Origin of the sequence: Chelativorans salis (assembly GCF_025336525.1) — a bacterium.
GTDB lineage: Bacteria > Pseudomonadota > Alphaproteobacteria > Rhizobiales > Rhizobiaceae > Chelativorans > Chelativorans salis.
On sequence record NZ_JAOCZP010000006.1, the window covers coordinates 194,765 to 220,032 of the forward strand.

Consider the following 25,268-nt stretch of genomic DNA (forward strand, 5'->3'; position numbering starts at 1 on the left):
GCTCAGGTCCGCCCCTGCTCGGCGTTCGGAAAGAAAAGCTGCTTCCCGCCGATCTCATACTCGCCGATGGCCTCCTGCCCCTCCGGCGAGATCAGCCAATCGATGAATCGCTGGCCGAGTTCGGCCTTCACGCTCGGATGCTTCTGCGGATTGACGAGCATGATGCCGTACTGGTTGAACAGCCGCCTGTCGCCCTCGACCAGAATTTCCAGATCGCCACGGTTCTTGAACGACAGCCAGGTGGCACGATCCGACAGGACATATGCATTCATGGCTCCGGCGGTGTTGAGCGCGGCGCCCATTCCTTGCCCGATCTCGCGATACCAGTCGCCCTTCCGCGCCGATATATCGATGCCGGCGTCCTGCCAGAGCTTGAGTTCGGCCGAATGCGTTCCGGACTTGTCGCCCCGCGAAACGAACGGCGCCTGAGTGGAGCAAATGGCGTCGAGGGCAGCGGCAATGTCCGATGATCCCCCAATGCCGGCCGGATCGCTTTTTGGGCCGACCAGGACGAAATCGTTGTACATCACGTCGAAGCGCTTCAATCCGAAGCCGTCACTGACGAATTCTTCTTCCTGCGCCTTGGCATGCACGAAGATGACATCGGCATCGCCGCGCCGCCCGGTTTCGAGCGCTTGGCCGGTGCCCTGCGCGACCACCTTCACGTCGATGCCGGACTCCCCCTCGAATAATGGAAGGATGTGTTCGAACAGACCGGAATCCTGTGTAGATGTCGTCGAAGCAACGACAATCGATCTATCCTGCGCAAAAGCTGCAACGCCAGCCGAAACCAGAACCGCTACTGCGGCAATTGCTGAAAACAACAGACGGTTCGGCATAAATCCTCCCGGTTGATCAAAGAACCAGATCGCCGCGGATGAAGGCGGCGGCCTCGGGTGTCGATGGATGGTCGAAGAAATCAGCGGCGCTCGCCTGTTCAAGAATGCGGCCCCGGACCATGAAAACGACATCGCCGGCAAGGCGGCGAACCTGGCCCAGATCATGCGAAGCCATGACGATCTTGGTGCCCGAATGGGCGGCCATGAGGGCAATCGTTTCGAAATGGCGGGTCGCCGCCGGATCAAGGCTAGCGGTGGGCTCGTCAAGCAACAGGATCTCTGGCTCACGCGCCAGCGCCCGGGCGAGCGCGACGCGCTGCTGCTCGCCGCCGGATAGTCGCCGCGCGGGGCGCGCCGCGAGTTCCAGGAGGCCGACCCGGTCGAGCAATTCCTCCGTGCGTCCGGCGCGGCGAGCGCGTGGATAGCCAGCTTGTGCAAGGCCATAGGCGATGTTCGCGGCGACCGAGCGGCGAAGCATCACCGGTTCCTGAAACAGGATCGCGCGGCGGGTCTGGGGGGTGTTTGTGCGCCCTCCCCAACTAACCGCTCCTTCGGAAGGCGCGTCGAGCCCCATGCAAAGCCGTAGGAGCGACGTCTTGCCGGAGCCGTTCGGCCCGACGACGAGTGTCGGCGCGCCGGGTCCGATCGTCAGGCTCAGGCGGTCGAGCATCGTCGTCCCGCCGGCACGGAACGAGACGCAGTCGAGGACAAGGGGAAGGTCGCTCAGCGAAGCACGCATCATCAACCCGTTCGTTGCTCGGACCACACGCGCACGCCCCAGGCGGCGGCGTTGATGACCAGGATCAGGCTGATGAGGATGAGCCCGAGGCCCATGGCGAGCGGAAGGTTCCCCTTCGACGTTTCGAGAGCGATTGCCGTGGTCATGGTTCGCGTGAAGCCTTCTATGTTGCCGCCGACGATCATCACCGTGCCAACCTCCGCTGCCGCCCGCCCGAAGCCCGCAAGCATCGCCGTGATCAGGCTGAAGCGGCCGTCCCACAGAAGCGTCACCACCCGGCCCGACGGACCCACCCCCATGGCGGTGAGCTCGTCGCCATATTCACTCCACAGATCCTCGATGGTCTGCCGTGTCAACGCGGCGATGATGGGCAGCACGAGCAGCGACTGTGCGATAATCATGGCGGTCGGCGTGAACAGGAGGCCCAAGGCGCCGAGGGGACCGGACCGCGACAGAAGCAGATAGACGGTGAGGCCAACGACGACTGGCGGCAGTCCCATGAATCCGTTGATTACAACGATCAGCACACTGCGGCCTGGAAAGCGGGTCAACGCCAGGATAGCGCCGAGCGGCAGGCCGATGAAGCCGGCAATCGCAACGGCCGAAAGGCTGACCACCAGCGAGAGGCGCACGATCGCGAACAACGTCGCGTCACCACTCGCAATAAGCTGCCACGCACTCATGCTCTCCGGCATGCCTAGCCTCCCGGTTTCTTTTTTGCTGCAGTTTTTCCGGCAGTGTCAAATTATTGAATCTGAGCTGAAATATGCATAAAAATGCATATGGATTTTCTCACCACGAGCGAAGCTGCCGACTATCTGCGCCTTGGCGAACGCAAGCTCTACGAACTGGTCGCCGACAATGCGATCCCGTGCAGCAAGGTAACGGGCAAATGGCTGTTCCCGCGCCATGAGCTTGACCGCTGGGTGCTTTCCGGGCTGGCGCGGCCTGAGGGCATGGTACCGGCGGAGCCGCCGCCCATCGTCGGGGGAAGTCAGGATGATCTGCTCGAATGGGTGTTGCGCCAGTCAGGCTCCGGTCTCGCCTCGCTGGCGGAGGGCACCGAAAGCGGGGTTGGGCGGCTGATGCGCGGAGAGGTCGCCGCCGCAGCGATCCATTATCATGGCGAGGCGCTGGGCGAGGACGCGAATATCGCGGCCGTACGCGCCATGCCGCGGCTGCACGATGCGGTGCTGGTGGGGTTCGCGCGGCGCGAGCAAGGACTTCTGGTCGCGCCCGGCAATCCGCGGCAACTCCGCACCCTGGCCGATGTCCTGACCAGCGAGGCGAGGATGGCGGTGCGGCAGCCGGGGGCCGGTGCGTATATGTTGCTTGACGTCCTCCTGGCACGCACTGGCGCCACTGTGCGCGATCTGAACCGGCTTGACCCGCCATGCCTGACCGGCCCCGATCTCGCCGTCGCAATCGGCACCGGCCGGGCCGATTGCGGGATAGCGGCGCGCGCGGCCGCGCGTGCCGCTGGCCTCGAATTCGTGCCGTTGATCTGGGAGAATTTCGATCTTCTGATGCGCCAGCGGACCTACTTTCAGCCGTCGCTGCAAGCCTTGATCACGTTCCTAGCGCAAGGAGGTGTCAACGGGCGCGCCGCCGAGCTTACGGGATATGACGCTACCCCGGCGGGAAAGATCCGCTTTTACACCTAGCCATGGCGTTGTCAGGCGCTCACCCTAGATCGATTTCGCCCTCCACGACGTGGTGCAGCTTTGCATCCTCCGAAGTGATCACGGCCTTTACGGTCAGACGGCCTTTTCCCTTCAAACCTGCTTCCTCCACGGCCTTTTCGATCGCATGCTGGGAGGTCACGCCAACTTGCTTCAGGAACTTGCGCATGGATACGTTGAAGGGATCGACTTCCATATTCCGGGTCATATGTTTGCCTCGAAAATCTAGGACGGTTGGACCGTCAGGTTGAGGTTCAGGACAGCTTTGCGGCCCGCTCCATCCAGCGAGCGGAAGCCGCCCGGCTAGCGGAACACGGAATGATTGGGTACGCAATGCATATGACACGCGCACCACGCTTCCTGGCGGCTGCTTTCCTCCTGTTCACCACGACGGCAGGCGGCACGGAACTGCGGGGCCATGGCGGCCCAGTGCGGGCAATCGCCGTGGCGCCGGAAGGAACGGCGATCACCGGCAGCTTCGACACCAGGGCAATCGTCTGGTCGCTGGAGACGGGTGAAGCCCGCGAGGTGCTGCTCTTCCACGGCGACGAAGTGAATGCCGTCGCGGTGCTCCCCGACGGCCGCTTCGTCACCGCCGGCGCGGATTCCCGCATTGCGATCTGGGAATCGGGTCGGCAGGCACCGGTTCGGGTGCTCGAAGGGCATAGCGGGCCTGTCACGGCGCTCGCCGTATCGCCGGACGGAGCAACGCTGGCCTCCGCCTCCTGGGACACAACCGTCCGGCTGTGGCCTGTTGCTGGGGGAGACGCACGCGTGCTCGAAGGTCATGACGGCAATGTCAATGCCGTCACCTTCCTCGCCGATGGCACGCCCGCTAGCGCCGGATACGACGCGAACTTGATCTTCTGGCCGCGCGATATGGGCGCGGCGGCGGTCCGCGTTGTCCTGCCCACCCCGCTCAATACGCTGGTGGCGTTGCGCGGCAACCGTCTCGCCGTAGGCGGCGCCGATGGCATGGTGCGGGTTCTCGACCGTGACGGCACGACCGGATCCGAAGTGCAGGCTACCCAGAGCCCAGTCGTCACACTGGCAGCCTCGCCGGATGGAAGGTATCTCGCGGCCGCTGGCATAAGAGGCGCCATCATCCTGCTCGACGCGACAGACCTCGCGCCCGTGCGTGATCTTCGCGGTCCCGGCATGCCGGTCTGGTCGCTCGCCTTCACGCCGGATGGGAAGACGCTTCTGACCGGTGGCTCGGACCGCGTGGTTCGTGAATGGGATGTGGAAACTGGCGAGCACCTCGGCGCCACCATGACCGATGAGACCGACCCGCTGGCCGAGTTCGCGGGCGATCGGGGCGCGGAGGCTTTTCGCGCCTGCATCGCCTGCCACACACTCGACCCGGAGGACGACAACCGCGCCGGCCCGACGCTGCACGGCATCTTCGGCCGAAAGATTGCTTCCGTTCCCGGCTATCGCTATTCGCCGGCGCTTCGCGATATGGACATCGTGTGGACGCCGCAAACGGTATCGAAGCTTTTCGAGGTGGGGCCGAACACCTACACGCCCGGTACCAAGATGCCGGAACAGACGATCAGCGACGACGAAACCCGCGCCGCCCTCATCCGCTTCCTGCAAAGGGAGACCAGGACCGAGTGACGGCTCAGCCCGGCTTGTCGCTGGGAGTCCCCCGCTCTCGAAGATAGTCTTCTGTCGTGCGCGGCGCCGGCCGACCGGGACTGGCATAGGGATCAAACCCTTCGTTCGTCACCGCATCGACCCGGCAGTTGTCACACATCCGCACCACATCGATCCGCCGCGCGTTCTCGCCCGTGAACATCCAGTGCTTGCCCTCCAGCCTGGCAACGATGCGTTCAACCGTGCTCTTGGTGCCGAAGGGCTTGCCGCAGCTGATGCAGTGGTAAGGCTCCTCCTCCTTCACCATCCGGCGCGGCGCGCGCCATGCCTGGAAATCGAGCTGCGGCGCCAGCGTGATCACGTGCTCAGGGCAGGTCGCGGCGCACAGGCCGCACTGCACGCAGGCGCTTTCAGCGAAATATAGAGCCGGCTTATCCTCGCTGTCGGACAGCGCACCCGTCGGACAGGCCGACACGCAGGAAAGGCACAGTGTGCAGCCGTCGACATCGATGTCGAGGCTGCCAAAGGGAGCGCCAGCAGGGAGTTCCACGCGGTCGACCGGCGTTGGTGCTGCGCGATGCAGCTCGACCATCGTATTTTCCAGCACGTGCCGCTTCTTGCCGAGCGGCAGGAATGTCGACGGTTGCGCCGGTGCGACGCCAGGAACCACCTGATCGAGCGCGGATCTGAGCATGTCGGGATCGTCGGCTTCGATCAAGTCACAGGCTTGCGCGCTATAGCCGAGGGACTGGGTCAGGAGGTTCGCAATGGTGATGTTTGCCGCGATGCCCGCCGTATCGTGCTTGGGTCTGGCGGGGCCTAGCGCCCTGACCGCGGTCGCCCCCCAGGCGAAGGGTGCGGTCCAAGCCTCAACGCCCAACTGCGTGATCTCGTTCACCGCCACTGGCAGCACGTGGGCCGGAAGTCCGGCCCCGAAACGGGCGAGCGCATCGATCAGCGGCTCGCCGTGGCCGGCATCGTGAAAGAGCACGACCGGATCCTGGCCTTCCGCCTGCCGATAGGTAAGCAGCAGAGTTCGCACCCGCCGCAGCAGCGCATCGGCGGCTGGAAGCGCGTAAGCAGCGGCGCCCGTTGGACAGACGGCCGCGCAACTGCCGCATCCGGCACAGACTTCCGCATTGATGGCGACATGGTCGCCGGCCGGCGCGATGGCACCCGTCGGACACAGGTCGAGGCAACGGGTGCAGCCTGTGATCCGCGAGCGCGAATGGGCGCACAGGGAATCGGAGAAATCGATGAAGCGCGGCTTGTCGAACTCGCCGACCAGATCGGCTGCCTTCCAGATTGCCTCGGCAATGGATCCCCGGTCGCCGGGATCGACCCGGATATAGCCATCGCGCAGTTCATGCGCTGGAAAAAGGGGAGTGCCGCCGGTAAGGTCGAGCACGATGTCCGCATGCGAGACCGCGCCGTCCCGCGAAGCGCCGAACCGCAGCCGATCGCGCGAAGAGGGCGCCGGCGCGGCAAAATCATCAACGGCCAGTTCGAACGCCCCAAGATGGCCGCTCGCATTGCGGATCGTCCCCTTCATCACGGGAAAATCCCAGACCCGGTGCGGCATGACTTCATCTGGCCGGGAGAGGAGGACGGTCACATCGAGTTTGTCGGCGAGTTGCTGCCCCGCCTCGATCGCCGTCTCATCACGGCCGTAGATCAGGATCACGCCCCGGCTGGAAAGGGTCACGAGCTCCGGCGCGTCGGCGGATTCCGCGGCCATGGCCATGAGTGCGGCGGCTTTAGGGCCAGCAGCCGCGCCCGCCTCCGACCAACCCGCCGTCTCGCGGATGTTGGCGAAAGCCAGCTCGCCGCCGAAGCCGAGTTCCTCGGCGACCTCGCTGAAGAGCGGCGCCTGCTGGGTGCAGCCGATCGTCACTGCCTCGGTGCCGCTCAGGATGGCTCGCACCCTGTCGAGTTCTGCACCGCAGAATTGATTTCCCGTTTCGACCTCAGCGCGCTGGCATCCGCGAGCAACGCTGTCGCCATAATCTGGCATGCTCCTTTCGCAGGAGCAGACCAGAACGTTCCGCCGTTTTTCTAAGGCCATCTCAACTCCCGTGGCGCATTGCTGCCGATCGGTAGCGTCGCCACTTTAGAAGTATTATAATGAATGACTGCGGTCATCAATATACGGCTCGAAATGCCCTTGAGCACATCCGTCACCGACCGGGCCCTAGATCTGCCCCCGCCCTACAACCTTATCCCGTTGCGTGAGGCCGGCGACGCTTTCGCGCATGCCTGTTCCATCACCGATGATCATGGGGCCGGCACGCTCGTGTGGGTCCGCCGCTATGATCTGGTCGAGTTCGCCGTGATCCTCGAGCCCGAGGAACCGTTGGCGGAAGCACGCCGCGCCATTTACGCCGGTGCAAACGCGCTCGCCGATGCGCTTTCCGTCCACGCGCCACCGGAAAGACCAGTCACCTTCGACTGGCCGGATGCGATCCGCATTGACGGCGTGCTTGTCGGAGGATGCCGCCTCGGCTGGCCGGACGGGGTGCCCGAGCACGCGGTCCCGCCCTGGCTCGTCTTCTCCGGCATGATACGTGCCGTCGCACTCCGTACCGCCGAGCCCGGCGCGCGGCCGTTCAACGGGGCTTTGGAGGAGGTGGGGTTCGAGACGGTCGACGCGGGCGAGATCGTCGCGAGCTTCGCGCGCCATCTGATGCACTGGTTTCATGAGTGGAACGAAGCCGGTTTCACGCCGCTCGCCAGACATTGGCTCGAACGCCTGCCCCGGAAGAAGGGCCAACGCATTCGCATCGCCGACAACGGAGATCTTCTGCTCTTCCGGGCGGCCGACCTGCAGCCCGTCGAACGGCGGAACCTCAGAGCGGCGCTGTCAAAACCCTCCTGGCTCGATCCGGCAACGGGGGTACCATGGCTATAAAATTGCCCCGGACCATCCGGCTCGATCGATCTGACACCTTCGTCTACCACCGAGCCGCGGACCCAGGAGAATGGGCGGTGACGGGCACCTTCCTGTTCTTCGGCGTCGATACGGCAAGCCTTGTCGGCAAGGAGCGGCAGGCGTTCCGTGCCGGCTTTCTCGGCATAGACAGCTTCGGCTGGTCCACACTCGCTATCGTGACGGAAGCCAGTGTGCAGGAGGAAGCCAAAGCCATAGAGCGGTTGTCCGAACAGCTCGTCACCCATTGCGGCGCACCCGATATGGAACGCGCACGTGCGGCCGCGAAAGAGGAAATCGCCTTCGCACAGTCGCTTTGCGATCACCCGCCGAACACGCTGCTTGGCATCCACCGCACAAGCGAGGGTGACAGCATCCGGGAAACGTTCCGAACCCTGCACCGGGACGCCAACAGGCTCGATCCCCTCGACGCCTTCCGCTTCATCGAAGTCGAGGAAGAGGAAATGCCGAACGACGAGGTTGACCTCCACGCGATAGCGAGGGAGCGGAAATGAAGGATTTCTGGGTTGCCTCCGGCCATCACCTCCTCGATCGGGACGAGGCGGGGCGGCTGCTCGTGACAGATGCCTTTCTGAAGGCATATCTCGCACGCCCGGAGCTTCTGCCGCCCGAAGACGCCTGCGAGACGGAGCGGCGGCTGCATCACGAGCTTTTGATGCACCATCCGCGCCGACCCGTGGCCAGCGAGGAGATCGCCGCGATGGAGGACGCGGATGCGCGCGAGAACTGGACGTTCATGATCGACTTCCGCGACCTGCTCATATCCGCACCCACGCTTGAGGCGGCCTATCTCAAGCTGGCCCGCGGCGCGGCAGCAAAAACGCCGCCGCTCTTCATGAACCAGCTTGCCCAGGTCGTGCTGCGTAACGCCCTGGACGGCGAACAGAACGCTCATGTCCTGCGCGCCGCCGAGCTGTTCTTCCGCCCCCAGCGCGTGACGTTTCATGACGGAACGGTGCTCCTCGCCGACGTCGAAGCGATTGAATTGCACGAACAGAACCGCCATGCCTCTCCGCTGCTCGACATGCTCGGCGGTCCCCCGGCCACCGAGCTCGACATCCTGGACGAGGCGAATGCCGCAGGCTACTTTGCGCGCAGCGACGCTTTCGACATGGTGCTTAATCTCGGCGGCAGCAGCAGCCTGGCGCGGCGTGGCCTGGCAGCCGCGATGGCCGCCTGGATACGTCATCTCCTCGCCGTCGAGGTGGAGATCGAGCCGGTGGAGCGCATCGAGGATGAAAACTGGACGTGGTTCGTCGGCCTCGATGCCGAAGCAACGCGGATCGGAAACGCACTCTGGAATGGTCATGAGATGGAGCCGGAAGCGGCGGAACACATCGTCGCGCTGTTCCGGCTTGGCTTCTCCGATAACCGCGAGGCGCCAACCGATATAGGCACCCGTCCCGTCTGGCTTATCCTGGCGATGACGCCCGACCGGACGATCCGCATGAAACCGCAGAACCTTATTGCTGGTCTGCCGTACCGTGTTTCGGCTCCGGTGAACTGAGGAAGCAAGTCTTATGATAAGAGAGGCGACGGAAGTCGGGGTGATTGTCGAGCGGCGGGCTCTTAAGAGCCAATGGGCCGATCATGCCTGGGTGCCTGTTGCCGCGCTGGTTGGCGCGCCGGCCGCCGCGCCCTGGACGGTTCTGGACGAGATGCCGGACGCCACGCGCTATTATGCCGGCGCCTTCCAGCTGGAATTTTTTGCGTCCGAGACGGGCATGTATCGCGACAATCTTCGATCGGGGCAGCCCAGCCTCTGGGTCTCTCTGAGGGCTTCCCGCACACCGCCCGGCATCACGCTTCACCTCGTGACCGCCGATCCAGCCGAAGCCGAGGCGCTGACGGAGCCCGGCACAGATATCATCGAGGCCGTGCCGATGCCGCCCGAGATCCAGAACCGACTGGCCGCCTTCGTAAAGGCGCATCACGTCGAGCGCCCCTTCATCAAGCGCAAGCGCGACAGAGCAGATACCGAGGCGATGGCAAGGAGGGTGCCGGGCAAATGAGTACCCGCGACGACAATCCTTTTGCCCGCTGGTCGCGCCGAAAGCAGGCGGCGCGGAAGGCCGAGGCTTCGCCCCCGGAAGAGGAAAAGCATACGGGTGCAGAGAAAGAGGAGCGTGGCGAATCGCCCGAACCGGCAGCTGAATTGGATGCGGCCGAGACGGCAGAGCCCCTCCCCCGCCTCGAGGATATCACCGCCGAAAGCGATCTTACGGCTTTCCTGCGCAAGGGCGTGCCGGCGGCGCTGAGAAATACCGCGCTCAGGAAGATGTGGTCGCTCGACCCGGTGATCCGCGACTATGTCGGTCCCGCCGAATATGCCTGGGATTTCAACAAGCCGGGCTCGATGGCCGGCTTCGGTCCGCTGGAGGCGGGCAAATCGGTGGCCAATTTTCTCTCGAAAGTGGGCCGTTCCGATCCGCAGGATACGCTAGCTGAACCGCCTGAGGAAAGGATTGCCTCGTCCGACCATGACGTGGCCGCCTCGCCGGATCGACCGACGGAGACTTCCGAGCCGGCCGAACCCGCCCAGCCTGTGGAACAGCCGGAAGCACCGCAATCCGACCTTTCGCAAAGCCAGGCGACCCCGGACGAGGCTGCCGACAAGCCTACGCCTGCGGAACCGCCCCGCACATTGGCGCAATCACGCCATGGTGGCGCCTTGCCGCGATAAGGCCTACGTTCCAAGGCAAGATCTAAAATGGACTATTAAAGTCAACTTTCCGGTTTTTCTACACAGCGCGTCGTTGCATTCGTTTCCGGCTTCATGTTTGCGGAAAAGATCGCCCGCCATCTCTATCGAAAACTTTATGTTATGCTTGCAAGTTGCCGATTTGAGCCTTGCAATCACAGCGAACTAGGTTTTTACTGTGGGGTGGACGGTGACTCCATTCAGGAGGGCACCGCCAAGGTCGTGACATGGACATGGTCTCAGGTCTGGAGGAAGCGATCAGGAAGGCGGGCGGCGTTGGTGCATTGGCGCAGGCGCTTGGCTTAACTCAGCCTTCCGTATCGGCTTGGCATTCGATCCCCGCCGAGCACGTACTCGAAGTCGAGGCGCTGACGGGAATCGCGCGAACGGTCCTGCGCCCCGACCTCTACCCCGAAGCGGGCGGAAGTGCCGCGGAAATCGACGAGGTCGATATGGCGCGCGCTCAGGAATATGCCCTGCTCGGCTCTCTTCTCTTGCGCGCCCCGGACGCGGATACCCTCGCACAGCTCTCAGGGCTTCAGGGCACGGATACGCCGCTCGGCGCGGCACATATCGCGCTAAGGCAGGCGGCGAGCACTGCCTCTCCCGAGGCGCTCAGACGCGAATATTTCGACCTCTTCGAAGGGGTCGGGCGAGGCGAGCTGCTGCCCTATGCATCGTACTATCTGACAGGATTCCTCAACGAACGGCCGCTTGCGCGGTTGCGGGGGGATCTCAGGCTGCTCGGCCTAGAACGCGCGGAGGACCATTGCGACCCCGAGGACCACCTCGGCACGCTGTGCGAGATCATGAGCGGCCTTGCCGGCGGTCGCTTCACAGCCTCGCCTGATGAGGAGCGCGAGTTCTTCGGACAGCACGTCGCGCCATGGGCAGGACACTTCTTTGCCGACCTCGAGAAGGCACAATCAGCGCGGTTCTACCGGGCAGTCGGCACTGTGGGACGGGTGTTCATCGACATTGAAGCCGAAGGCTTCGCCATGGAGAGCCGCCGCAGTGCGTAACGGATACAGAAAAACGGGCGTCAAGCTGGACGATACCGAGGGAGGATTGGAGATGCACGACAAGCAACAGACGGGGATCAACCGTCGCAATTTCCTTCGCGCTGTCAGCGGCGCATCCACCGTCGCTGTCGCCACGGCGGCCGCGACGTTCACCCCGAGCGAGGCGCATGCCTACAATCCCGGCGAGGAGGAAATGGGCACGCGCTATCAGGAAACCGATCACGTCAAGGCCTTCTACCGTGTGAACGGCTACGAGACGCTGGAGAAGTGAGGGTGCCATGCTGACGAAACGGAAGAACGGGCAAGCAGGCCACGCAAAACTGCAGTCGCTGCTGGGCAGGACAGACGCGGCTCCCATGGACCGGCGAACCTTCCTTCGGCGCTCCGGCCTTGCCGTCGGCGGGATGGCTGCGATCGGCTCATTCCAGCTCGGTTCCGTCCGGAAAGCCGAGGCAATCAGCCCGCCGCAACCCGGCGTCCCAATCGAGCTCAAGAAGAGCATCTGTACCCACTGCGCTGTCGGCTGCACGGTTACGGCCGAAGTCCAGAACGGTGTGTGGACCGGTCAGGAGCCATCCTGGGACAGTCCTATCAACCGCGGTTCCCATTGCGCCAAGGGTGCCGCCGTGCGCGAGCTGGTACACAGCGACCGCAAGCTCAAGTATCCGCTCAAGCTCGTTGACGGGCAATGGACCCGCGTCTCCTGGGACGAAGCGATCGATGAGATCGGCGACAAGATGATGGAACTCCGAGATGCCTCGGGCCCGGATTCCGTCTACTGGATGGGTTCGGCTAAGTTCTCCAACGAAGGCACCTACCTGTTCCGCAAGCTTGCGGCCTTCTGGGGAACCAACAACCAGGATCACCAGGCGCGCATCTGCCATTCGACGACCGTCTCCGGCGTGGCCAATACCTGGGGCTACGGCGCGATGACAAACTCCTTCAACGACATCCGCAATTCTAAGACGCTCATCATCATGGGCGGCAATCCGGCGGAGGCGCATCCCATCTCCTTGCAGCACCTTCTCGAAGGCAAGGAGCTCAACCACGCGAACTTCATCGTCATCGACCCGCGCTTTACCCGCACCGCCGCGCACGCGACCGAATATGTGCGGCTGCGCTCCGGCACCGACATCGCGGTGCTGTGGGGCATGCTCTGGCACATCTTCGAGAATGGCTGGGAGGACAAGGAGTTCATCGCCCAGCGCGTCTACGGCATGGACGAGATCCGCAAGGAGGTGGCGAAGTATCCGCCCGACGAGGTCGAGCGCATCTCCGGCGTGCCCGGCGAGCAATTGAAGCGCGTCGCCGAGCTGTTCGCCACGCAGAAGCCGGCGACCTTGATCTGGTGCATGGGCCAGACGCAGCACACCGTAGGCACCGCCAATGTGCGCGCAAGCTGCATCCTGTGCCTTGCCACCGGCAATGTCGGCAAGCCCGGCACCGGCGCCAACATCTTCCGCGGCCACGACAATGTGCAGGGCGCGACCGATATCGGGCTCGATGTCGTCACCCTGCCCTTCTACTACGGCCTCACCGAAGGCGCGTGGAACCATTGGGCGCGGGTCTGGGAGGTCGAATATGAGGACCTGCTGTCGCGCTTCGCCTCCAAGGAGATCATGGAGACGCCGGGCATCCCGCTGACGCGGTGGTTCGACGCTACCTTGCTGCCCAAGGACGAGGTCGAGCAGAGCGATAATCTGCGGGCCATGTTCGTCCAGGGCCACGCGAGCAACAGCATCACGCGCATCCCTGAATCGGTGAAGGGGCTGGCAAAGCTCGACCTTCTGGTCGTCGCCGACCCGCATCCGACTACCTGGGCCTCGCTTGCCGTCCAGGCAGGGCGTACGGACAATACCTACCTCCTGCCGGTGTGCACGCAGTTCGAGACCTCGGGCTCGCGCGTGGCCTCCAACCGTTCGATCCAATGGGGCGAGCAGATCGTCGCGCCTTCCTTCGAGCAGAAGGACGACTACCAGGTCATCTACCGTCTGGCTCGCAAGCTCGGATATGCCGAGCAGATGTTCAAGAACATCGCCGTCGAGGATGACCGTCCGGTGCCCGAAGACGCTCTGCGCGAGATGAATCGCGGGGGCTGGTCGACCGGGTATTGCGGCCAGTCGCCCGAGCGCCTCAAGGCGCACATGAAGAACCAGCACAAATTCGATCTGGTCACGCTACGTGCACCGAAGGACGACCCGGAAGTCGGCGGCGACTATTACGGCCTGCCATGGCCTTGCTGGGGCAAGCCGGAACTGCGCCATCCGGGCACGCCGAACCTTTACAATCCGAGCCTGCACGTCATGGACGGCGGCAGCCCCTTCCGCGCGCGCTTCGGCGTGGAGCGGAACGGCGAGACCCTGCTTGCCGAAGGATCCTATACCGAAGGCTCGGAACTCACCGACGGCTATCCGGAATTCACCATGGCTGTCCTGAAGAAACTCGGCTGGGACGCTGATCTGACCCCGGAAGAACTCAGCGTTATCGAGGGCATCGGCAGCGAGATCGACCAGGTCTCGTGGTCGACCGACCTTTCGGGCGGCATCCAGCGTGTCGTGCTCAGCCATGGCTGCCATCCCTACGGCAATGGTAAGGCACGCGCGTTGGCGTGGAACCTGCCCGATCCCGTCCCCACCCATCGCGAGCCGATCTACACGCCGCGGGTGGATTTGGTCGAGCAATATCCGACGCTTCCCGATGCCATGCAATTCCGCGTGCCCAACATCGGGCACACAGTGCAGCAGGCTGCCATCGAGAACGGCATCGCCAGGGACTTCCCGTTGATCCTCACCTCCGGCCGTCTGGTCGAATATGAGGGTGGCGGCGAGGAAACCCGGTCGAACAGATGGCTCGCCGAGCTGCAGCAGGAGATGTTCGTGGAGATCAACCCGGCGGACGCTGCCGAGCGCGGCATCTCCGACGGCGGCTGGGTATGGGTGAGCGGCGCAGAGAACAATTCACGGGCGCGGGTCAGAGCCCTGGTGACGGAGCGCGTCGGCAAGGGTGTGGCCTTCCTGCCGTTCCATTTCGGCGGTTGGTTCCAGGGCGAAGATCTGCGGGCCAACTATCCCGAAGGCACCGACCCCTACGTTCTCGGCGAAAGCGCCAACACAATCACCACCTACGGATACGATCCCGTGACAAACATGCAGGAGCCAAAGGTCACGCTCTGCCAGATCCAGGCGGCGTGAGTGGGAGGAAGACATGGCGAGAATGAAATTCCTTTGTGACGCCGACCGCTGCATTGAATGCAACGCCTGCGTCACCGCCTGCAAGAACGAGCACGACGTGCCGTGGGGCATCAACCGCCGCCGCGTGGTCACCATCAACGACGGCAAGCCCGGCGAGCGCTCGGTCACGATGGCCTGCATGCATTGCACCGACGCGCCGTGCGCGGCGGTGTGCCCGGTCGATTGCTTCTACACGACGGCCGACGCGGTGGTGCTGCACTCGAAGGATCTTTGCATCGGCTGCGGCTACTGCTTCTACGCCTGCCCCTTCGGTGCACCGCAATATCCGCGCACCAGCAATTTCGGTTCGCGCGGCAAGATGGACAAGTGCACATTTTGTGCCGGCGGTCCCGAGGCAGATTCCACCGAGGTCGAGTATGCGAAATACGGTGCCAACCGGCTGGCGGAAGGCAAGCTGCCGCTTTGCGCTGAAATGTGCTCGACCAAATCGCTTCTTGCCGGCGACGGCGAGATCATTGCGGCGATTTACAAGGAACGCGTGACGCAGCGCGGCTATGGCTCGGGTGCTTGGGGCTGGCAGACTGCCTACCGCGAAACGATCACAGTCTGACGAAGGGCAACTCCGCAGCGCGCCACGGGAGGATGGAGAAAATGCAGGTCTTGAAGCGTATTTGCCCAATCGGACCGGTTCTCGCCGCGATCGTTCTGGCCTTCGGTCTCACCGTCGCGCCGGCAGGAGCGCAGGAGGGCCCATCAGGGAGCAATCCCACCGCGCAGTCGGTGAACGAGCAGCAGCTTCTCCAGGAACTGAACAAGATCCAGGGCCGCGTCACCATACCGGACGCAAGAGCCGCCACCTTGGAGCAGCCGCGCGGCCGCGATTTCCGCGAGTACCGCGAAGGCGCCCTACCCTGGATCGGCGGGATCGCCGTGCTCGGGATAATCCTTTTACTGGCAGTGTTCTACTTCATCAGGGGCCGCATTCGCATGCGGTCTCCGGAAGCGGGTGTCAAAGTCCTGCGCTTCAACGCTGTCGAGCGCTTGACGCACTGGGTGACCGCCACCGCCTTCATCGTCCTCGCAATCACCGGTTTGAATTTTATTTTCGGTAAGCGACTGCTAATGCCGCTTATAGGGCCCGATGCCTTTTCCGTATGGTCGCAGTGGTCGAAGTACGCGCACGACTTCTTCTCCTGGGCGTTCATACTCGGCATCGTGGTGATGACTGTCCTCTGGGTCTGGGACAATCTTCCCGATCGTTATGACGGCCATTGGCTAAGGGTCGGCGGCGGCATGTTCGACAAGTCGAACAGGACGCATCCGCCGGCTGCCCGCTTCAACGCAGGCCAGAAGCTCATCTTTTGGTCGGTGATCATCGGCGGGATCGCCCTTACCGTGTCCGGGCTCTTCCTGCTGTTCCCGTTCACCTACGCCGATGTGAACGGCATGCAGCTCGCCCAGACGATTCACGCCACCGTCGGCGTGCTGATGGTGGCCGTCATCATCGCCCACATCTATATCGGCACCCTCGGCATGGAAGGCGCCTACGAGGCAATGGGCTCGGGCACCGTAGACCTCAACTGGGCGAAGGAGCACCACAGCGTCTGGGTGGAGAAGCAGGGCGCCAAGACCGAACCGGCTCCCGAGCCTTCAGCGCCGAGGCCGGCCGAATAGCCATTCGCCTGTTGGCTTTTCCGCCAACCGTTCACCCCTGCATTCTTGCGGGTGCTCACTATAAAACGCCGCGCGTTCATTCGGGCACGCGGCGTTCCATCCCTTGTTTGCCCCCCTTTCGATTGGCGAAAGGCATCGCGACGGCCAACCCCCTTCATGAGAAGGTATCCAGTCCTACGACAAGCTCAGAACAGCGAGGGCGCGAGGGACTAGAGCAATTCCAGGAAAAGTGGGAACCGGTTTTCCGTCCGGAATTGCGACAAGACAAAGGGTTGGATCTGGTCACCGATTTTGTGAAACGGTGATCCGGATCTAGGCGCGAACGCCGCTTAAGAGGGCGGTTCCTCCGGCTCCGCCGCGGCGACCGCGTCGTTTCCAGGGTTACCCGTCCAGGTCGCGCCCACCAGATTGTGTCCTGGGTCGCCCACGCGCGTGCTTTGCGTGCTGTAGACTTGCCAGGACGGCCTCTGCTCCAAATTCATGAAATAGCCGGTACCGATCGCGATCGCGATGGCGACGACAATTCCCGTCAATATCATACCCATCCGGCTTCTCCCTTCTTCTGTTATCCAAAACGCCCCGCCCGCGCCGGGCCGTCAGCAATCACTGCTGCGGCTGTGTTTGCTGGGCCGGAGTTTCCGCTTCCGTTTCCCGCGTTTGGTACTGCAGATCGAGCGCCGTCAGCGCGAGCAGTGGCGGCGGCATGGCAGCGCCCGCAAGCCTTAGCTTCCTCGCTGCATCCTTGCACGCCACGATGTCGTTGGCATCGGCGAGTTCTTCGGCCCTGTCCAGGTTCAGCGGAACATCTTCCTCTGCTTCGCTCGCCTCCGGCGGCACCGGTGCGCTCAGGCCGGAGGTCTGCGGTGCGTCCTCCCCATTGCTTTGCGTGGCCGCCTCGGTGTTCGGATCCGGCGCCTCGTGTGCCGGACCGCTTTGCCCAGATTGCTCCTGTGCGGAACTGGACTCGGAGGAGGGTTGCGGCGGCACTGCCTCGCCTGAAGCCGGCGAGGAATCCTCTCCCGCGGCGGCGGATTGGTCGGCGGGTGCGTCCGCCTCCGGCGGATTCCCCTGGGCATCGTCCGCCTCAGGTGGGTTCTCCCGAACGAAGGCGAGAAGCTCCTGGCAGAGGTTGGCCGGTCGGCCGGCATCGGCTTGCTGAGTATCGGTTGCCTCCGCCGTTGCAGGCGCTTCGCCCTCTGTGGCTCCCGGCTCCGTATCTGTCTGTGCAAGCGAAGTCGACGCCGCCAAGGCGAAGATTCCCGCGAGAATTATCGTTTTCATCGCATTGATCTCCTTCCCGAAAATCTCCCGTTCCGCCACCGAGCTACAGTAACCTAAAGTGTGGCCAGACGATATATATCTAGATCACCAAAACCAAAGGTGTACATGCACTCGCAGTATCCGAGGTGAGACGCGAGGAGCTTTCGGTGCGATATCCTCACATGACGAGCGATAGCGCCGCCGCCAGTAGCACCAGGAACAGCGTGATGGAGACCACGACCTTGATGTGACCGGCACCAAGAGCGAACATCTCCTTGAGTGCAGTCTTGACGCCAAGAGCTGCGATGGCCGTGATCAGAAGCCAGCGCGAGACTTCCGACAGGAAGGCAGCAAGGGCCGCGGGTACAAAGCCGAGGCTGTTGACGACGACCAGAGCCGCGAACAGAAGGACAAAGGACGGCAGGGATAGCCTCGCCGCGCCCTCCCCGCGCCGGGCAAAGAGCATGATGGCGATCACCACAAGCGGCAGGAGCGCCACGCGCAGGAGCTTGACAAAGGTAGCGGTATCTCCCGCCTCGTTGGAAACCGCGTATCCCGCGCCCACCACCTGCGCGACGTCGTGGATGGTGGCACCGATCATCACGCCGATTTCGCGATCGTCGAAGCCAAGTGCGGTGAACAGGATCGGATAAGCGATCATGGCGATGGTGGACAGGCCGGTGACGGCGATGACGGTGAAGAGTGTATCCTTCTCGCGCTCGGGCCGCTGAGGCAGAACGGCGGAAATGGCGAGCGCGGCCGATGCGCCACAGATCGCCACCGCACCGCCGGTCAGCAATCCGAAGGACCAGTGGCGGCCAAATAGTCGCGCCATCACCACGCCGAAGCCGATGGTGGCGGCTACCGAGATGAGCACCAGCGCTATGGGCTCGAAACCAAGCGCGCCGATCTGCTCGAAGGTGATGCGCGCGCCTAGCAGCCCGACACCCAGGCGCAACAGCGTCCGGGACGCGAAGTCGACACCCGCCGCGCTGCGTGGCTCGCTGGCCATAAAGTGGAACGCCATGCCCAAGAGCAAAGCGAACAGCATGGCGGGCCCGCCATAATGCTCCGACAGGAAATTTGCTGCCACGGCAATGAGCAGCACGAACAAGATGCCCGGCGCGAGCGCCTTCAGCTTTTCAAGACGGGCTCCAGTCTTGTCGATCAGCGACACGAAGAGTGATCTCTGTGTGTTGACGACAAACCGGCAGGCATAGCGTCCAATGCGTGATGCCCCGCGGGGCTATCGGTTTCTTTGGACCGATGGCGTACGCGCTGTGCCGGCATGACTTTCACGTTGTCGATGAGCCTCGTTTCTCCCAACCAGGCGGCCGCAAGCAAGCGCCCTGGCCTTTCTGCTGCGCTGAACGGTCTAAGATCGTCGTCGGCCCGCAATTCCAGATATTCGACCTTGCTGAAACCCGCCCTCAGAATTGCTTCTCTAGCGGTTGCAAGCGCATCGTCGACGGATGCACCTTTTGTCAGCCGGTCGGAGGTATCGAAGAGGATCTCGGCGAGCATTGGGGCCACCTTGCGCTCCGCAGCCGACAGTCGGACATTGCGTGACGACATGGCGAGGCCATCCGGTTCGCGCACGGTTGGGCAGCCGACGATTTCAATCGGAATGTCGAGATCGCGGGCAAGCCGTCGCACGACATGGAGTTGCTGGAAATCCTTCTCGCCAAAAAAGGCGAGGTCGGCGCTGGTCTGGAGGAAGAGCTTCGTAACAACGGTGGCGACACCATCGAAGTGGCCTGGGCGGAAAGCGCCGCACATGCCTTCGCTGACGCCTCTGACTGACACTGTGGTGGCGAAGCCTTCCGGATACATCTCAGCCGCATCCGGGGCATAGAGCATATGGGCTCCCAGCGAAGAGAGTTTAGCGGCATCCTCATCCTCGGTGCGGGGATATGCAGCAAGATCGCTCGAACTGTTGAACTGCGTCGGATTGACGAAAAGCGTTACGATGACCCGATCGGCTTGGTCGAGCGCCGCGCGCACCAAGCTCAAATGGCCTTCGTGCAGGGCGCCCATGGTCGGGACGACGGCAATGCGAGGGTTGTCCCGACGCCACGCAGCCACCGCTGTTCGCAGCTCGGTGACGGCCCGGATGATGGATATGCTCATGCTGCGTCTCCCCCTGGAACAGCCTCCGATTGATCCTTGAAGACATGCTCGGGCGCCGGGAACCGCCGCTCACGCACCTCCCGCGCATAGTCTGCGATGGCCGCTTCAGCCATCTGCCCCAATTCCGCATAGCGTTTAGCGAATTTCGTCTGGAAGGCAGTAAAGAGGCCCAGCATGTCATCCACCACCAGAATCTGGCCATCGCATGCGGGCGAGGCTCCAATACCAATGGTGGGAATCGCGACACACTCGGTGATCCGGCGGGCGAGCACCTCTGGTATCTTCTCCAACACCACGGAAAATGCGCCTGCCTCCGCGCCGGCTTCGGCATCTTTGATCACGAGTTGCGCATCCTTGCCCCTACCCTGCACACGATAGCCACCAAAGGCATTGACCGCCTGCGGCGTCAGACCGATATGGGCCATGACCGGAATGCCGCGTCCTGTGAGGAAGGCGATCGTTTCGGCCATGCTCTGACCCCCTTCCAGCTTGACCGCCGCACAGCCGGTCTCGGCCATCACACGGGCGGCATTGCGGAAAGCCTGTTCGGGACCTTCTTCATAGAAACCGAACGGCATGTCCACGACCATCAGAGCCCGCTCCAGTCCGCGCTGTACTGCCTTGCCATGCATGATCATCATGTCGAGAGTGACTCCAAGCGTAGACGGCAGGCCGTGCAACACCATGCCGACGCTGTCACCGACAAGCACGATGTCGCAATGCGGGTCGACGAGCCTCGCGACGGGCGTCGTATAGGCGGTCAGGCAGACGAGCGGGGTCTGGCTCTTTCTAGCTGCAATGTCCGGCGGCGTGAGGGCAGTGTTTCGTCCCGTTGCGCTCATTACGCTTCCTTCCCTGCCGTCAACGGATGACGCGGCTGTTTCGCATATCCTTGTGCGATTGCGAAGGAGAGAATCGCACTGCACAATGTCGCTTGTTCGCAAATAGCGTTGTAGAGCCGATTGCTGTGGTGTTTCGCCGGATATCTCCGCCTGATAATACTCCTGAGGGAAAACATCCGTGGCAGCAGGGCGCGACAAATCGAAGATGTATGCCAGCGACGGGCGACCTCGCGAATTGAAGGTGGATCTGGTCGCTGTCGTGGCTGCCGTGACCGACAACGATCCACGGGCATTGACTATCAGTCAGGGCAGCGCCCTGCCCGCCGGACCTTTCGAAATGGGGCACCGTTCACTGCAAGCGGGGCTCCGTGACTGGGTGGAACAGCAGACCGGGCAAGCGCTCGGCTATATCGAGCAGCTCTACACCTTTGCCGACCGGGACCGCATCCCCGAGGAGCAAGCACGGCGAGCGATATCGATCAGCTATCTTGGCCTCACACGCGACGAGTGGAGCGAAGGCGGACCTCCTCGCGACTGGCAAAGCTGGTACGACTATTTCCCGTGGGAAGACCATCGTGCAGGCGCGCCCTCGATCATCGCCGATGCCATCCTGCCGCCCCTGAGGGCATGGACGGAACAGCAAGGCGGAAAGGCTCGTGAGGAGCGCCGGCAGCGTATCGCTATCGGCTTCGGCATCGATGGCCGCCCGTGGAACGAGGAACTCGTTCTGCAACGCTACGAGCTGCTCTACGAGGCAGCCCTCGTGGAGGAGGCGCTTAGGGATGGGGGTGGAGCGCGCGCGCCGCACATTCCGGGGCGGCCTATGATTGCAGATCACCGCCGCATCCTGGCGACCGGAATCGCGCGGCTGCGGACAAAGATCAAGTACCGCCCGGTGGTATTCGAACTGATGCCGCCGGTCTTCACACTGCTGCAACTGCAGCGGGCCGTGGAGGCGCTTGCTGGCAGACTCGTCCACAAACAGAACTTCCGCCGCCTCATCGAACAGCAGGAGCTTGTTGAGGAGACCGGCGAGACCATGTCGGAGACGGGTGGCCGTCCTGCCAAGCTGTTCCGCTTCCGGCCGGCCGTGCTGATGGAGCGATCGGCCGCAGGCACGAAATTATCCGTCTCACGATCTTGACTCCTCTTATACTCAAGGTAAGCATATGCACGGCTTATACTCATTCGAAGCATAAGGAGGCGGCTGTGTTCGACCCCCCGAGCCGAACTGACGAACTTTACGACAGAGTGAAGCGCGTGATCCCGTCGGTCGAGTGGCCAGCCTTCGTGGAAGACATCGAGGCCATTCTCGAACTGAAGCGACGGCGCAATGCCGTTATCCTGGCGCACAACTACCAGACGCCGGAGATATTCCACTGCGTGGCTGACATCGTGGGCGACAGCCTGGCGCTTGCCCGCAAGGCCATGGAAACGGAGGCAGACGTCATCGTTCTGGCCGGCGTCCACTTCATGGCCGAGACCGCGAAGCTGCTCAACCCGGACAAGACTGTGCTCATTCCAGACCTGGGGGCGGGGTGCTCGCTTGCCGAGTCCATCACGGCCGAGGATGTCTGCCTGATGCGCCTGCGGTTTCCGGGGGTTCCGGTCGTCACCTATGTCAACACATCTGCCGCGGTAAAGGCGCAGTCCGACATCTGCTGCACCTCCAGCAATGCGCGCGAAGTGGTGGAATCCCTCGGTCGACCACGCGTCATCATGCTCCCCGACGAATATCTCGCGAAGAACATCGCAGCACAGACGGATGTCGAGATCATTGCCTGGAAGGGCCGTTGCGAGGTGCACGAGCGCTTCACCGCCGAAGACATCCGTGAATTGCGGGAGACCCATCCTGGCGTGTTGGTACTCGCACATCCCGAGTGCCCGCCGGAGGTCGTTGCGGAGGCGGATTACTCTGGCTCTACTGCCGCAATGTCGGACTATGTGGGGCGCGAGAAGCCGCAGCGCGTGGTCCTGATGACGGAATGCTCCATGAGCGACAATGTGGCCGTGGCGCACCCGGACGTCGAGTTCGTCCGCCCATGCAATCTCTGCCCGCACATGAAGCGCATCACGCTTGCCAATATCCGCACAGCACTTGATGAGAACCAGCACGAGGTGACTGTCGCGCCCAAGGTGATGGAGCGTGCCCGGCACGCGGTCGAGCGGATGCTTGCCATATGAGGCAAAACATCAACGTCCACGACCTCGGCGGGCGGCCAGTGATTGTCGGCGCGGGCCTCGCCGGGCTGATGACGGCGCTACATCTGGCCCCGGAGCCCGTCGTGATCCTGTCCAAGGTGCGCCTCGGAGAGGAAGCGGCGAGCGCCTGGGCGCAAGGCGGCCTCGCCGCCTGCCTCGGGCCCGACGACAGCCCTGACCTTCACCTGGCCGATACGCTCGCTGCCGGTGAAGGGCTTTGCGACCCGCAGGTCGCGGATGCGGTAGTCCGCGTTGCCCCGGCGGCCGTCGAAGCGTTGATGGGCTTCGGCGCACGTTTCGACAAAGCAGCGGATGGCACGCTGATGCTCGGCCTAGAGGCAGCCCATTGCCGTCGTCGCATCGTCCATGCCGGAGGGGACGCCAGCGGCCGCGAGATCATGCGAGCGCTCATCTCCACGGTCCGCCGAACGCCATCGATCACCGTCCTCGAAGGCATCGAAGCGCGGCGGCTATTGGTGGAGGACGGCGCCGCGTCCGGCGTACTTGGCGTCGGCTCTTGCGCTCCGGTGCTGTTTTCCACCGGGCGCGTGGTGATCGCCACGGGCGGCATCGGCGGCCTCTTTCATGACACCACCAACCCTCCCGGCTCCTTCGGTCAGGGCCTGGCGCTGGCGGCACGCGCCGGCGTGGAGCTCGCCGATATGGAATTCATCCAGTTCCATCCCACTGCACTCGACCGACCGGATCGGCCGATGCGGCTCATCAGCGAGGCCGTACGCGGCGAAGGCGCGATCCTGATAGACGAGTGTGGCCGGCGTTTTCTTGAGGCGGTGCCGGGTGCGGAGCTTGCCTCGCGAGATGTCGTGGCGCGCGCAGTGGCTGCCCATCTTGCCAAGGGCCATCGCGTGTTTTTAGACGCGCGGGAGAAGCCCGGCACCGCGTTTGCCTCGCGCTTTCCCGCAATCGCCGCAGCGTGCAATGCGCGCGGCATCGATCCGTCGCGCGAGCCGATCCCAGTCCGGCCCGCTGCACATTTCCACATGGGCGGGATTGCCGTGGACGCGCGCGGGCAAAGCTCGGTGCCTGGCCTTTGGGCCTGCGGCGAGGTTGCCTGCACCAGCCTTCACGGCGCCAATCGGCTCGCCAGCAACTCGCTCACCGAAGCCGCCGTCTTCACCCGCTGGGCCGCGGAAAGCGTGGGCGGGGCGGCGGTGCGGTCAAACCCGCGGCCAGTCTCTCTCTCGGTACCCTGCGCGGCAGATCCCACCATGCTGCGTTGCCTTGTCTCCCGCATCCTCGGCACCGTGCGCGAGGGCCAAGCCTTGTTGGACGCCATCCCTCTTCTTGTCTCCCTGGCCAACCGCAAAGGCCCCGCTTCCGATCCCGCCGCAATCGCGCTGATGACCGCCGTTTCGCTCTCATGCGGGAAGAAAGCCGAGGTGCTCACTTCCGCTCCGACTTTCCATGGCGGGGCACGCGCGCCCGGCACTCGCGCCTTACCCTCAAGCAGGCGTTCGAGGCCGGACGGGATCTAGTCCCAGAACCCACTCTCCTATCGGCCCGGAGTGCATGATTCATGGCTGTTCCTCCCCTTCCCCCCATCTTATTCGAGCCCCTGGTCCGCTCTGCGCTAACGGAGGATATCGGCCGTGCCGGCGATCTCACGAGCGATGCAGTGGTCTCCGCCGACCTCCATGCTGAAATGACGTTCGTCGCCCGTGAGCCCGGCGTCATCGCCGGGTTCGATCCGGCCGCGCTCGCTTTCCGCCTCGTGGACCCGACGATCGCGCTACAGATCACCCGACCGGACGGCAGCACCGTTGACGCGGGCGACGCCATCGCCACCGTAAGCGGGCCCGCACGCAGCCTTCTTTCCGCCGAGCGCACGACCCTCAACTTCCTTTGCCATCTGAGCGGTATCGCCACAGCGACCTCAATGATGGTCGAGGCTGTGAAGGGACACAAGGCGAAGATCACCTGCACACGCAAGACGACGCCGGGCCTGCGCACGATGGAAAAATATGCCGTGCGCGCCGGCGGCGGTTCGAACCACCGCTTCGGCCTCGATGATGCAATCCTCATCAAGGACAATCACATTGCCATCGCCGGCGGTATCCACGCCGCGGTCGAGCGGGCGCGCACCCATGCCGGTCACATGGTCAAGATCGAGGTGGAAATCGATACGCTAGACCAGCTCGAGGAGGCGCTCTCACTCGGTGTTGACGCGGTGCTCCTGGACAACATGACCCCACATGAGTTGGCTCACGCGGTGCGCCTAGTCGGCGAGCGCGCGATCACCGAGGCCTCCGGCCGCATCACGCCGGAAACCGTGTCGGCTATAGCTGCATCCAATGTGGACCTCATCTCCGTGGGCTGGATCACCCACAGCGCGCCTGCACTGGACATTGGGCTGGATGTTTTGGTGAGGCGATAGCCGGAACCTCCAAGGACATGGCATTTCCGCTCCGAGCGAGCGGGA

25 protein-coding genes and 1 pseudogene are annotated in these 25,268 nt (G+C 63.5%); 16 read left to right on the forward strand and 10 right to left on the reverse strand.

The window, feature by feature from the left end; all coding sequences use genetic code 11:
* Positions 1-2: 2 nt before the first annotated feature.
* The 3 genes from N5A92_RS19310 to N5A92_RS19320 are packed head-to-tail and all read right to left on the reverse strand — an operon-like array spanning position 3 to position 2,273.
* A complete protein-coding gene (locus N5A92_RS19310) occupies positions 3-839 on the reverse strand; it encodes an ABC transporter substrate-binding protein (RefSeq protein ID WP_260905552.1) in 837 nt (278 codons plus the stop codon).
* Positions 840-855: 16 nt separating this feature from the next.
* A complete protein-coding gene (locus tag N5A92_RS19315) occupies positions 856-1,578 on the reverse strand; it encodes an energy-coupling factor ABC transporter ATP-binding protein (RefSeq protein WP_260905661.1) in 723 nt (240 codons plus the stop codon).
* A 2-nt stretch (positions 1,579-1,580) separates the two neighbouring features.
* On the reverse strand, positions 1,581-2,273 hold the full coding sequence (locus N5A92_RS19320; RefSeq protein WP_260905554.1) for an ABC transporter permease: 693 nt from the start codon (positions 2,271-2,273) through the stop codon (positions 1,581-1,583).
* Between the two features lie 87 nt (positions 2,274-2,360).
* On the opposite strand from N5A92_RS19320, the gene N5A92_RS19325 reads away from it, so the two are divergent.
* Positions 2,361-3,242 carry a helix-turn-helix transcriptional regulator gene (locus N5A92_RS19325; protein WP_260905556.1) on the forward strand — a complete coding sequence of 294 codons (882 nt, stop codon included), beginning with the start codon at positions 2,361-2,363 and terminating at the stop codon, positions 3,240-3,242.
* Between the two features lie 19 nt (positions 3,243-3,261).
* Here N5A92_RS19325 and N5A92_RS19330 read toward each other — a convergent pair whose 3' ends face one another.
* Complete coding sequence (locus N5A92_RS19330) at positions 3,262-3,468, reverse strand: DUF6494 family protein (protein ID WP_260905558.1); 207 nt, start codon at positions 3,466-3,468, stop codon at positions 3,262-3,264.
* A 131-nt stretch (positions 3,469-3,599) separates the two neighbouring features.
* Between N5A92_RS19330 and N5A92_RS19335 the strand changes: the two genes are divergently transcribed.
* Positions 3,600-4,880 carry a c-type cytochrome gene (locus N5A92_RS19335; protein WP_260905560.1) on the forward strand — a complete coding sequence of 427 codons (1,281 nt, stop codon included), beginning with the start codon at positions 3,600-3,602 and terminating at the stop codon, positions 4,878-4,880.
* 4 nt (positions 4,881-4,884) lie between these two features.
* Here the strand turns inward: N5A92_RS19335 and N5A92_RS19340 are convergent, their stop codons facing one another.
* On the reverse strand, positions 4,885-6,873 hold the full coding sequence (locus N5A92_RS19340; protein WP_425248611.1) for a 4Fe-4S dicluster domain-containing protein: 1,989 nt from the start codon (positions 6,871-6,873) through the stop codon (positions 4,885-4,887).
* A gap of 114 nt (positions 6,874-6,987) precedes the next feature.
* On the opposite strand from N5A92_RS19340, the gene N5A92_RS19345 reads away from it, so the two are divergent.
* From N5A92_RS19345 to N5A92_RS19390, 10 genes are all read left to right on the forward strand, one after another.
* On the forward strand, positions 6,988-7,767 hold the full coding sequence (locus N5A92_RS19345) for a biotin/lipoate--protein ligase family protein (protein WP_260905563.1): 780 nt from the start codon (positions 6,988-6,990) through the stop codon (positions 7,765-7,767).
* Positions 7,758-8,300, forward strand: coding sequence for a DUF6505 family protein (locus tag N5A92_RS19350; protein ID WP_260905564.1), 543 nt, complete (start codon positions 7,758-7,760; stop codon positions 8,298-8,300). The genes N5A92_RS19345 and N5A92_RS19350 overlap by 10 nt, the downstream gene beginning before the upstream one ends.
* The gene (locus N5A92_RS19355) at positions 8,297-9,313 is read left to right on the forward strand and encodes a DUF6352 family protein (protein WP_260905565.1); all 1,017 of its coding nucleotides are present in this window, start codon (positions 8,297-8,299) and stop codon (positions 9,311-9,313) included. Before N5A92_RS19350 ends, N5A92_RS19355 begins: the two co-directional genes overlap by 4 nt.
* Before the next feature lie 13 nt (positions 9,314-9,326).
* On the forward strand, positions 9,327-9,818 hold the full coding sequence (locus N5A92_RS19360) for a DUF3305 domain-containing protein (RefSeq protein WP_260905566.1): 492 nt from the start codon (positions 9,327-9,329) through the stop codon (positions 9,816-9,818).
* Positions 9,815-10,489 (forward strand): DUF3306 domain-containing protein, encoded by a 675-nt coding sequence (locus N5A92_RS19365; protein WP_260905567.1) that lies wholly within the window; start codon positions 9,815-9,817, stop codon positions 10,487-10,489. The genes N5A92_RS19360 and N5A92_RS19365 overlap by 4 nt, the downstream gene beginning before the upstream one ends.
* A gap of 245 nt (positions 10,490-10,734) precedes the next feature.
* Entirely contained in the window at positions 10,735-11,529 is a 795-nt protein-coding gene (locus N5A92_RS19370) for a molecular chaperone TorD family protein (RefSeq protein ID WP_260905568.1), read from the forward strand.
* A 52-nt stretch (positions 11,530-11,581) separates the two neighbouring features.
* Positions 11,582-11,800: a twin-arginine translocation signal domain-containing protein gene (locus tag N5A92_RS19375; RefSeq protein WP_260905569.1), complete on the forward strand. Its 219-nt coding sequence runs from the start codon at positions 11,582-11,584 to the stop codon at positions 11,798-11,800.
* Between the two features lie 7 nt (positions 11,801-11,807).
* Positions 11,808-14,720: a formate dehydrogenase subunit alpha gene (locus tag N5A92_RS19380; protein WP_260905571.1), complete on the forward strand. Its 2,913-nt coding sequence runs from the start codon at positions 11,808-11,810 to the stop codon at positions 14,718-14,720.
* Between the two features lie 13 nt (positions 14,721-14,733).
* Complete coding sequence (gene fdh3B, locus N5A92_RS19385) at positions 14,734-15,330, forward strand: formate dehydrogenase FDH3 subunit beta (RefSeq protein WP_260905572.1); 597 nt, start codon at positions 14,734-14,736, stop codon at positions 15,328-15,330.
* Positions 15,331-15,371: 41 nt separating this feature from the next.
* Complete coding sequence (locus tag N5A92_RS19390) at positions 15,372-16,394, forward strand: formate dehydrogenase subunit gamma (protein WP_260905573.1); 1,023 nt, start codon at positions 15,372-15,374, stop codon at positions 16,392-16,394.
* 329 nt (positions 16,395-16,723) lie between these two features.
* Here N5A92_RS19390 and N5A92_RS19395 read toward each other — a convergent pair whose 3' ends face one another.
* The 5 genes from N5A92_RS19395 to panB form a co-directional block, all read right to left on the reverse strand.
* A complete protein-coding gene (locus N5A92_RS19395; protein WP_260905574.1) occupies positions 16,724-16,939 on the reverse strand; it encodes a hypothetical protein in 216 nt (71 codons plus the stop codon).
* Between the two features lie 58 nt (positions 16,940-16,997).
* A complete protein-coding gene (locus N5A92_RS19400) occupies positions 16,998-17,675 on the reverse strand; it encodes a hypothetical protein (RefSeq protein ID WP_260905575.1) in 678 nt (225 codons plus the stop codon).
* A 157-nt stretch (positions 17,676-17,832) separates the two neighbouring features.
* Positions 17,833-18,831, reverse strand: a complete 999-nt coding sequence (locus N5A92_RS19405) for a YeiH family protein (protein ID WP_260905576.1) — start codon at positions 18,829-18,831, stop codon at positions 17,833-17,835.
* Entirely contained in the window at positions 18,822-19,784 is a 963-nt protein-coding gene (gene panC, locus N5A92_RS19410) for a pantoate--beta-alanine ligase (RefSeq protein WP_260905577.1), read from the reverse strand. The genes N5A92_RS19405 and panC overlap by 10 nt, the downstream gene beginning before the upstream one ends.
* Entirely contained in the window at positions 19,781-20,626 is an 846-nt protein-coding gene (gene panB, locus N5A92_RS19415; protein ID WP_260905578.1) for a 3-methyl-2-oxobutanoate hydroxymethyltransferase, read from the reverse strand. The genes panC and panB overlap by 4 nt, the downstream gene beginning before the upstream one ends.
* 205 nt (positions 20,627-20,831) lie before the next feature.
* Between panB and N5A92_RS19420 the strand changes: the two genes are divergently transcribed.
* The 4 genes and pseudogenes from N5A92_RS19420 (at position 20,832) to nadC (ending at position 25,223) form a co-directional block, all read left to right on the forward strand.
* The gene (locus N5A92_RS19420; protein ID WP_260905663.1) at positions 20,832-21,770 is read left to right on the forward strand and encodes an NUDIX hydrolase; all 939 of its coding nucleotides are present in this window, start codon (positions 20,832-20,834) and stop codon (positions 21,768-21,770) included.
* 65 nt (positions 21,771-21,835) lie between these two features.
* Positions 21,836-22,810 (forward strand): quinolinate synthase NadA, encoded by a 975-nt coding sequence (gene nadA, locus N5A92_RS19425; RefSeq protein WP_260905579.1) that lies wholly within the window; start codon positions 21,836-21,838, stop codon positions 22,808-22,810.
* Positions 22,807-24,362: pseudogene (locus tag N5A92_RS19430) on the forward strand (L-aspartate oxidase). The gene nadA and the pseudogene N5A92_RS19430 overlap by 4 nt, the downstream one beginning before the upstream one ends.
* A 3-nt stretch (positions 24,363-24,365) precedes the next feature.
* Positions 24,366-25,223, forward strand: a complete 858-nt coding sequence (gene nadC, locus N5A92_RS19435; protein ID WP_260905581.1) for a carboxylating nicotinate-nucleotide diphosphorylase — start codon at positions 24,366-24,368, stop codon at positions 25,221-25,223.
* Positions 25,224-25,268 lie beyond the last annotated feature (45 nt).

Bases quoted from the DNA above. Each gene is read 5' to 3' on its own strand.
- N5A92_RS19310 (WP_260905552.1), bottom strand. From the start codon at position 839: ATGCCGAACCGTCTGTTGTTTTCAGCAATTGCCGCAGTAGCGGTTCTG.
- N5A92_RS19315 (WP_260905661.1), bottom strand. From the start codon at position 1,578: ATGCGTGCTTCGCTGAGCGACCTTCCCCTTGTCCTCGACTGCGTCTCG.
- N5A92_RS19320 (WP_260905554.1), bottom strand. From the start codon at position 2,273: ATGCCGGAGAGCATGAGTGCGTGGCAGCTTATTGCGAGTGGTGACGCG.
- N5A92_RS19325 (WP_260905556.1), top strand. From the start codon at position 2,361: ATGGATTTTCTCACCACGAGCGAAGCTGCCGACTATCTGCGCCTTGGC.
- N5A92_RS19330 (WP_260905558.1), bottom strand. From the start codon at position 3,468: ATGACCCGGAATATGGAAGTCGATCCCTTCAACGTATCCATGCGCAAG.
- N5A92_RS19335 (WP_260905560.1), top strand. From the start codon at position 3,600: ATGACACGCGCACCACGCTTCCTGGCGGCTGCTTTCCTCCTGTTCACC.
- N5A92_RS19340 (WP_425248611.1), bottom strand. From the start codon at position 6,873: ATGCCAGATTATGGCGACAGCGTTGCTCGCGGATGCCAGCGCGCTGAG.
- N5A92_RS19345 (WP_260905563.1), top strand. From the start codon at position 6,988: ATGACTGCGGTCATCAATATACGGCTCGAAATGCCCTTGAGCACATCC.
- N5A92_RS19350 (WP_260905564.1), top strand. From the start codon at position 7,758: ATGGCTATAAAATTGCCCCGGACCATCCGGCTCGATCGATCTGACACC.
- N5A92_RS19355 (WP_260905565.1), top strand. From the start codon at position 8,297: ATGAAGGATTTCTGGGTTGCCTCCGGCCATCACCTCCTCGATCGGGAC.
- N5A92_RS19360 (WP_260905566.1), top strand. From the start codon at position 9,327: ATGATAAGAGAGGCGACGGAAGTCGGGGTGATTGTCGAGCGGCGGGCT.
- N5A92_RS19365 (WP_260905567.1), top strand. From the start codon at position 9,815: ATGAGTACCCGCGACGACAATCCTTTTGCCCGCTGGTCGCGCCGAAAG.
- N5A92_RS19370 (WP_260905568.1), top strand. From the start codon at position 10,735: ATGGACATGGTCTCAGGTCTGGAGGAAGCGATCAGGAAGGCGGGCGGC.
- N5A92_RS19375 (WP_260905569.1), top strand. From the start codon at position 11,582: ATGCACGACAAGCAACAGACGGGGATCAACCGTCGCAATTTCCTTCGC.
- N5A92_RS19380 (WP_260905571.1), top strand. From the start codon at position 11,808: ATGCTGACGAAACGGAAGAACGGGCAAGCAGGCCACGCAAAACTGCAG.
- fdh3B (WP_260905572.1), top strand. From the start codon at position 14,734: ATGGCGAGAATGAAATTCCTTTGTGACGCCGACCGCTGCATTGAATGC.
- N5A92_RS19390 (WP_260905573.1), top strand. From the start codon at position 15,372: ATGCAGGTCTTGAAGCGTATTTGCCCAATCGGACCGGTTCTCGCCGCG.
- N5A92_RS19395 (WP_260905574.1), bottom strand. From the start codon at position 16,939: ATGGGTATGATATTGACGGGAATTGTCGTCGCCATCGCGATCGCGATC.
- N5A92_RS19400 (WP_260905575.1), bottom strand. From the start codon at position 17,675: ATGAAAACGATAATTCTCGCGGGAATCTTCGCCTTGGCGGCGTCGACT.
- panC (WP_260905577.1), bottom strand. From the start codon at position 19,784: ATGAGCATATCCATCATCCGGGCCGTCACCGAGCTGCGAACAGCGGTG.
- panB (WP_260905578.1), bottom strand. From the start codon at position 20,626: ATGAGCGCAACGGGACGAAACACTGCCCTCACGCCGCCGGACATTGCA.
- N5A92_RS19420 (WP_260905663.1), top strand. From the start codon at position 20,832: ATGTATGCCAGCGACGGGCGACCTCGCGAATTGAAGGTGGATCTGGTC.
- nadC (WP_260905581.1), top strand. From the start codon at position 24,366: ATGGCTGTTCCTCCCCTTCCCCCCATCTTATTCGAGCCCCTGGTCCGC.